The organism is Kitasatospora sp. NPDC057542, assembly GCF_042801945.1.
Lineage (GTDB): Bacteria > Actinomycetota > Actinomycetes > Streptomycetales > Streptomycetaceae > Kitasatospora.
The window spans coordinates 1-7,059 of the sequence record NZ_JBHVFE010000466.1 but is presented as its reverse complement, the minus strand read 5'-3'; the positions used below and the strand labels follow the sequence as shown (position 1 = coordinate 7,059).

Below are 7,059 nucleotides of genomic sequence, written 5' to 3'. Positions count from 1 at the left end.
GGCGTTCGGGGGCGGGGTGGTTCGGGCGGCGTCGCGCCCCGGACGGAGGGGGTCACCCGATGCGGGGGAATCGGCATCGGAGGGTGACCGCGGCGGCGCCGGGGCGTGGAATGATTGGCGCACGACGACCCGCGAAGGGGGAGGAGCGGATGGGGGATCACTTCGGGCTGGGGCCCGGGGTCGGGCCAGGGCTGCCGTTGGGGGCGGAGGAGGAGCCCGCGTACGAGCCGCACCGGGGTGAGCCGATCCGTGTGTTGGTGGTGGACGACCACGCGCTGTTCCGCCGGGGGCTGGAGATCGTCCTCGCGGAGGAGCCGGACATCAGGGTCGTCGGGGAGGCGGGGGACGGCGCCGAGGCCGTGCTGAAGGCCGCCGACCTGCTGCCCGACATCATCCTCATGGACGTCCGGATGCCGCGTCGCAGCGGGATCGAGGCCTGCACGGCGATCAAGGACGTGGCGCCCAGTACCAAGATCATCATGCTGACGATAAGCGACGAGGAGGCCGACCTCTACGAGGCGATCAAGGCGGGGGCCACCGGCTACCTGCTCAAGGAGATCTCCACCGACGAGGTCGCCACCGCGATCCGCGCGGTCGCCGACGGGCAGTCCCAGATCAGCCCCTCGATGGCGTCCAAGCTGCTCACCGAGTTCAAGTCGATGATCCAGCGCCGCTCCGACGACCGGGACCTGGTGCCCGCGCCCCGGCTCACCGACCGGGAGCTGGAGGTGCTCAAGCTGGTGGCGACGGGGAGGAACAACCGGGAGATCGCCAAGGAACTGTTCATCAGCGAGAACACCGTGAAGAACCACGTGCGCAACATCCTGGAGAAGCTCCAGCTGCACTCCCGGATGGAGGCCGTGGTGTACGCGATGCGGGAGAAGATCCTCGAAATAGGGTGAGCCGGGCGGGACTTAGTGGTCCGCCAGCAGCTTCTCCAGGGCCGGGCGCAGCCGCTCGTCGTGCAGCGCCCCGACCCGCACCTCGTCGCAGCCGACCCAGTCGGCCGCGTCGCGCAGGGCCGTCGCCAGCGCCTCGACGTGCCGGGCGCCGCGCCCTCGACCGCCGTCCAGCGAGACCTGTCGGGCGACCAGGGTGCGGCCCTCGCGGGCCGGGTCGACCCGGCCGACCAGTCGGCCGCCGGCCAGCAGCGGCATCGCGAAGTAACCGTGCACCCGCTTGTGCTTGGGCGTGTAGGCCTCCAGCCGGTGTGCCATGCCGAAGATCCGCTCGGTGCGGGCGCGGTCCCAGATCAGCGAGTCGAACGGCGAGAGCAGCGTGGTGCGGTGGCGCCCGCGGGGGGCGGCGGCGAGGGCGGCCGGATCGGCCCAGGCCGGGGCCGGGGCGCCGTCCGGGCCCCAGCCGGCCACCTCGACCGGGACGAGCCCGCAGTCGGCGAGCACCGGGTCCAACTGCTCGGCGCGCAGCCGGTGGTAGTCCATGAGGTCGGCCCGGGTGGCCACGCCGAGCGCGGCGCCGGCCTGGGCGACCAGGGTGCGCACGCACTCCTCGTCCGACCGCTCCTGCCCGAACAGGGTGTCCGGGATGGCCTGTTCGGCCAGCGCGTAGACGCGCTTCCAGCTCCGGCGCTCGGTGCAGACCACGTCGCCGAAGGCCAGTGCCCGCTCGACGGCGATCTTGGTGTCGGACCAGTCCCACCACTCGGCGGTCCTCTTGGCGCCGCCCAGCTCGGTGGAGGTCAACGGCCCCTCGGCGCGCAGCTTGTCGAGCACGGCGCGGTAGGTCTCGGGCGTGACCTGGTGGCCCCAGAGGTGGCCGCGGTCGCGGTAGCGGCGGCGCCGGAAGGCGAACAGCGGCCACTCCTCGACCGGCAGTATGCAGGCCGCGTGCGACCAGTACTCGAAGCTCGCGCCGCCGCCCCAGTACGCCGCCTCGACGGCCGGGCGGCCGACCGCGCCGAGGCGGGCGTACGGCACCAGTTCGTGCGAGCGGGCGAGCACCGAGATGGTGTCCAGCTGTACGGCGCCCAGGTGCCGCAGCACCCCGCGTACCCCGGCACGGCGGTCCGGCGCGCCCAGCAGGCCCTGGGCGCGCAGGGCGATCCGGCGGGCGTCGTCCGCGCTGAGGGCGGCGACGGGTGCGGGGCGGGCGGCAGCGGCGGTCATGCCGGCGAGCGTAGCCGGGGGCACCGACAGCCCGGACTCAGTCCAGGTCGGAGGGCAGCAGGGAGGCGATCCAGGCGTCGTGGAAGACACCGCGCTGCTCGGCGTACGAGCGCAGGGTGCCCTCGACGCGGAAGCCGGCCTTCTCGGCGACCGCGCGGGAGCCGTCGTTGCCGACGTAGGCCTGCCACTCCAGGCGGCGCAGGCCGAGCTCGCGCAGGCCGTAGCGGGAGACGGCGCGGGCGGCCTCGGTGGTGTAGCCGCGGCCGCGGAACTCCTTCACGGCCCACCAGCCGATCTCGGCGGAGCCCGGGTCGTGGGCGCGCAGGACGAGCCCCTGGGAGCCGACCAGGGTGCCGGACTCGCGCTCGAACACGCACCAGATCCGGTTCGCTCCGGTGCGCCAGCCCTCGATGGCGAGATCGCGCACGAAGAACTCCGCGTCCTCGCGCCGGTACGGCGACGGGACGACGGTCCACCGCTGGATCTCCGGGTCCTGGCACGCGGCGAAGACCGCGTCGATGTCGGACTCCTGCGGGGCGCGCAGAACGAGCCGCTCGGTGGTGAGGGTGACCGGGCCGGTGCTGGTTTCTTCCATGAACGGATTATTTCGCCGGGCGAGGAAAACGGGCATCCGAATATCCCGCCGGTCGTCCCGTCGGTCCGCCGGTTCGGCCGGGGGCCAACTCCCGGGCCCACCGACCGTTTTGTCCCGGTGGACGGTGCTATCGGGCCATGTGCTCGCGCGGGTGACACGGGAATACCGTGCTGACGCACCTCCCGGGGGATTGGACTCCTCGCATACGATGGCCCGTGCGGTGGGGTGGACCTGCCGTGCAGTCGTCCAGTGCCAATACAGGCAAGGAGCCCGCTCACGTGTCCGTCTTCGACAAGATCCTGCGCGCCGGCGAGGGCAAGATCCTTCGCAAGCTGCAGCGGATTGCCGCCCAGGTCAACTCCATCGAAGAGGACTTCGTCAACCTCACCGACGCCGAGCTGCGCGCACTGACCGACGAGTACAAGCAGCGGCTCGCGGACGGCGAGGCCCTGGACGACATCCTCCCCGAGGCGTTCGCCACCGTCCGCGAGGCCGCCAAGCGCGTGCTCGGCCAGCGGCACTACGACGTCCAGCTGATGGGCGGCGCCGCCCTGCACCACGGCTACGTCGCCGAGATGCGCACCGGTGAGGGCAAGACCCTGGTCGGCACCCTGCCCGCGTACCTGAACGCGCTGACCGGCAAGGGCGTCCACCTGATCACCGTCAACGACTACCTCGCCGAGCGCGACTCGGAGTGGATGGGCCGGGTACACCGCTTCCTCGGCCTCGAAGTCGGCGTGATCCTGGGCAACATGACGCCCGCCGAGCGCAAGCGCCAGTACGCGATGGACATCACGTACGGCACGAACAACGAGTTCGGCTTCGACTACCTGCGCGACAACATGGCCTGGTCGAAGGACGAACTCGTCCAGCGCGGCCACAACTTCGCGGTCGTCGACGAGGTCGACTCGATCCTGATCGACGAGGCCCGTACCCCGCTGATCATCTCCGGCCCGGCCGACCAGGCGACCAAGTGGTACGCCGACTTCGCCAAGCTGGTAATGCGTCTGAAGATCGACCGCGACTACGAGGTCGACGAGAAGAAGCGCACCGTCGGCATCCTGGAGGAGGGCGTCACCCGGGTCGAGGACTACCTGGGCATCGACAACCTCTACGAGTCGGTGAACACCCCGCTGGTCGGCTTCCTGAACAACGCCATCAAGGCGAAGGAGCTGTACAAGCGGGACAAGGACTACGTCGTGATGAACGGCGAGGTCATGATCGTCGACGAGCACACCGGCCGCATCCTGGCCGGCCGCCGCTACAACGAGGGCATGCACCAGGCGATCGAGGCCAAGGAGGGGGTGGAGGTCCAGAACGAGAACCAGACCCTGGCCACCATCACCCTCCAGAACTTCTTCCGCCTGTACGACAAGCTCGCGGGCATGACCGGTACCGGCACCACCGAGGCCGCCGAGTTCCACCAGATCTACAAGCTCGGCGTGGTGCCGATCCCGACCAACAAGACGCCGCTGCGCATCGACCAGCCCGACCTGATCTACAAGTCGGAGCCGGCCAAGTTCGCGGCCGTGGTCGAGGACATCGCCGAGAAGCACGAGAAGGGCCAGCCGGTGCTGGTCGGCACCGTGTCGGTCGAGAAGTCCGAGTACCTGTCGCAGGAGCTGCGCAAGCGCGGCATCCCGCACGAGGTGCTGAACGCCAAGCACCACGAGCGCGAGGCGCAGATCGTCGCCCAGGCCGGTCGCAAGGGCGCCGTCACCGTCGCCACCAACATGGCCGGCCGCGGCACCGACATCATGCTGGGCGGCAACGCCGACCACCTGGCCGCCGCCGAGCTGGCGCAGCGCGGGCTGACCCCGACGGACACCCCGGACGAGTACGAGGCCGCCTTCCCGAACGCGCTGGAGAAGGCCAAGGCCTCGGTGAAGGCCGAGCAGGACGAGGTCAAGGAGGCCGGTGGCCTCTACGTCCTCGGCACCGAGCGGCACGAGTCCCGCCGGATCGACAACCAGCTGCGCGGCCGCTCCGGCCGTCAGGGCGACCCGGGCGAGTCCCGCTTCTACCTGTCGCTGGGCGACGACCTGATGCGCCTGTTCAAGGCCGGCATGGTCGAGCGCGTGCTCTCGATGGCCAACGTGCCCGAGGACGTGCCGATCGAGTCCAAGATGGTCACCCGCGCCATCGCCTCCGCGCAGACCCAGGTCGAGCAGCAGAACTTCGAGATCCGCAAGAACGTCCTCAAGTACGACGAGGTGCTCAACCGCCAGCGCGAGGTCATCTACGGCGAGCGCCGCCGCGTCCTGGAGGGCGAGGACCTCCAGGAGCAGGTCGGCCACTTCATGGACGACACCGTCGAGGCGTACGTCCGGGCGGCCACCGGCGAGGGCTTCGAGGACGACTGGGACCTGGACAAGCTCTGGACCGCGCTCAAGCAGCTCTACCCGGTCACCCTCGACCTGGAGGAGCTGGAGGAGGAGGCAGGCGGCCCGGCCGGTCTGACCCCCGAGTTCCTGATCAAGTCCATCCAGGAGGACATCCAGGCCCAGTACGGCGCCCGCGAGGACCAGTTGGGCGCGGAGATCATGCGCGAGCTGGAGCGCCGGGTCGTACTGTCGGTGCTGGACCGCCGCTGGCGCGAGCACCTCTACGAGATGGACTACCTCCAGGAGGGCATCGGCCTGCGGGCCATGGCGCAGCGCGACCCGCTGGTCGAGTACCAGCGCGAGGGCTTCGACATGTTCACCGCGATGATGGAGGGCATCAAGGAGGAGTCCGTCGGCTTCCTGTTCAACCTGGAGGTCCAGGTCGAGCAGCAGGTCGAGGAGGTCCCGGTCGAGGACGCCCAGGTGGTGCTCGACAAGCTGGAGAAGGACGCCGCCCGCCCGGAGATCAAGGCCAAGGGCCTGGAGGCCCCGAAGCCGCAGCGGCTGCACTACACGGCCCCCTCGGACGAGGTCGGCGGCGGTGTGGTCGAGGGCGACTTCGAGGACCTCGCGCCGGAGGACGAGGGCGACGGCCTGACCCGCGCCGAGCGCCGCAAGGCCGCGAAGTCGGCCAAGGGCCGCCGCCGCAAGAGCTGAGCCGGCCGCCGGCCACCGGCCAGGACGCCACGCAGGGCGCCGTTCCCGCACCGGGACGGCGCCCTGCGCCGTTCGGTGCCGCCGGGGGCGCGGCAGGGTGCTCATCGGGCCTCCACGGCGGTGCACTGCCACTGTCCGGCCGGGCCGCGCTGCTCCAGCCGGAAGGCCACCATGTGGTGCCGTCGGCCGAGGTCGACCCGCACGCAGGCCTCGACCGCCTCCGGTGAGGGCGAGCGGTCGTGCACCGGGCCGAGCCGGGGCCGGTCGGCGGGGCCGCCGCGGCGCAGTGCGCCGGCCCGGACCAGCGAGGCGAGCTGCCCGTAGCCGTCCAGGCTGGTGTGCCGCATCAGCTGGCCGGAGGGCCGTGCGCCGGTCAGCACCTCGACCAGCTGGCGGGCGAACCGGGCGGCCAGTGCCCCGGAGTCGGGCCCGGGGGTGCCGGTGCAGGCGGCGCGCGGGTGGCGGGGCCGGCGACCGGCCGGGTCGCAGCCGCCGGCGTTGCGCGGACGGCGGTGCGGGCGGGCGGTGAGGTGGGCGCTGAACTGGACGGTCACGGTGGCGGCTCCTCGGCCGGGTGGTGCGGGTACGGACGGGTCCAGGCTGGGGGCGTACCGTGCGGGGCGGCAACGGGTTTCCGGGGCGGTCGGGGCGGGCGGCCGGCTTCACCTATCCGGGTGAATCGACCAATGTGGCGGCGGGTCGGACGGGTCGTACGGCGGTGCCCGGTTGACGTTGGGGGACGGGCCGTACGGCCCGAAAGGGGACGCTCCGGCTGGGCGGACCGGGTGGCGGTGCCCGGTCGCCGCGTTGCGCCGTACCGGCCCTGAGCGCACCATCGGAGCCTGACCGGGAGCGACGGCCGGGCTCCCACGACGAGGGGTGGCCGGTATGACGACACGGGTGGCGGCGGCGCCGGCACCGGCGGCCGCGGGGACCACCCCGCCCGCCGGGGGCCCGCCGCGGCGCGGCCTGGTGCTGGGCGGCGGCGGGATGCTCGGCGCGGCCTGGACGGTCGGCGCGCTGTGCGCCGTCGAGGAGGCCACCGGGCGGCAGCCGGGCGGGGCCGACGTCCTGCTCGGCACCTCGGCGGGCGCGATCCTCGCCGCGATGCTGGCCGGCGGCGTCCGCCCCGAGCAGCTGCGCGATCACCAGCGCGGCCTGCCGGTCACCGAGGGGCCGCTGGCCGGGGTGGGCTTCGACTACGACACCGCCGTCGGGGGGGGGGGGGCGCCGCCCTAACGGGGGGTGTTTACCGCGCCCGCGGCCCCGCCCACCGGGGCCATACGGGCGTGGTTGG

The 7,059-nt window shown here is 72.3% G+C and carries 6 protein-coding genes; 3 read left to right on the top strand and 3 right to left on the bottom strand.

What is annotated here, in order from left to right:
• The first annotated feature begins 149 nt into the window (after positions 1 to 149).
• A complete protein-coding gene (locus ACFU7Y_RS36630; RefSeq protein ID WP_374120067.1) occupies positions 150 to 902 on the top strand; it encodes a response regulator in 753 nt (250 codons plus the stop codon).
• 12 nt (positions 903 to 914) lie between these two features.
• Here the strand turns inward: ACFU7Y_RS36630 and ACFU7Y_RS36625 are convergent, their stop codons facing one another.
• Both ACFU7Y_RS36625 and ACFU7Y_RS36620 read right to left on the bottom strand, forming a co-directional pair.
• Positions 915 to 2,126, bottom strand: coding sequence for a winged helix-turn-helix domain-containing protein (locus tag ACFU7Y_RS36625; protein ID WP_224283338.1), 1,212 nt, complete (start codon positions 2,124 to 2,126; stop codon positions 915 to 917).
• A 37-nt stretch (positions 2,127 to 2,163) separates the two neighbouring features.
• Entirely contained in the window at positions 2,164 to 2,721 is a 558-nt protein-coding gene (locus ACFU7Y_RS36620) for a GNAT family N-acetyltransferase (RefSeq protein ID WP_224283337.1), read from the bottom strand.
• Positions 2,722 to 2,999: 278 nt separating this feature from the next.
• Here ACFU7Y_RS36620 and secA point away from each other — a divergent pair, with 278 nt between their 5' ends.
• On the top strand, positions 3,000 to 5,762 hold the full coding sequence (gene secA, locus ACFU7Y_RS36615; protein WP_224283336.1) for a preprotein translocase subunit SecA: 2,763 nt from the start codon (positions 3,000 to 3,002) through the stop codon (positions 5,760 to 5,762).
• Positions 5,763 to 5,863: 101 nt separating this feature from the next.
• Here the strand turns inward: secA and ACFU7Y_RS36610 are convergent, their stop codons facing one another.
• The gene (locus ACFU7Y_RS36610; RefSeq protein WP_380770942.1) at positions 5,864 to 6,316 is read right to left on the bottom strand and encodes an Rv3235 family protein; all 453 of its coding nucleotides are present in this window, start codon (positions 6,314 to 6,316) and stop codon (positions 5,864 to 5,866) included.
• Between the two features lie 334 nt (positions 6,317 to 6,650).
• Between ACFU7Y_RS36610 and ACFU7Y_RS36605 the strand changes: the two genes are divergently transcribed.
• Entirely contained in the window at positions 6,651 to 7,001 is a 351-nt protein-coding gene (locus ACFU7Y_RS36605) for a patatin-like phospholipase family protein (RefSeq protein ID WP_380770941.1), read from the top strand.
• The last annotated feature ends 58 nt before the right edge of the window (positions 7,002 to 7,059 follow it).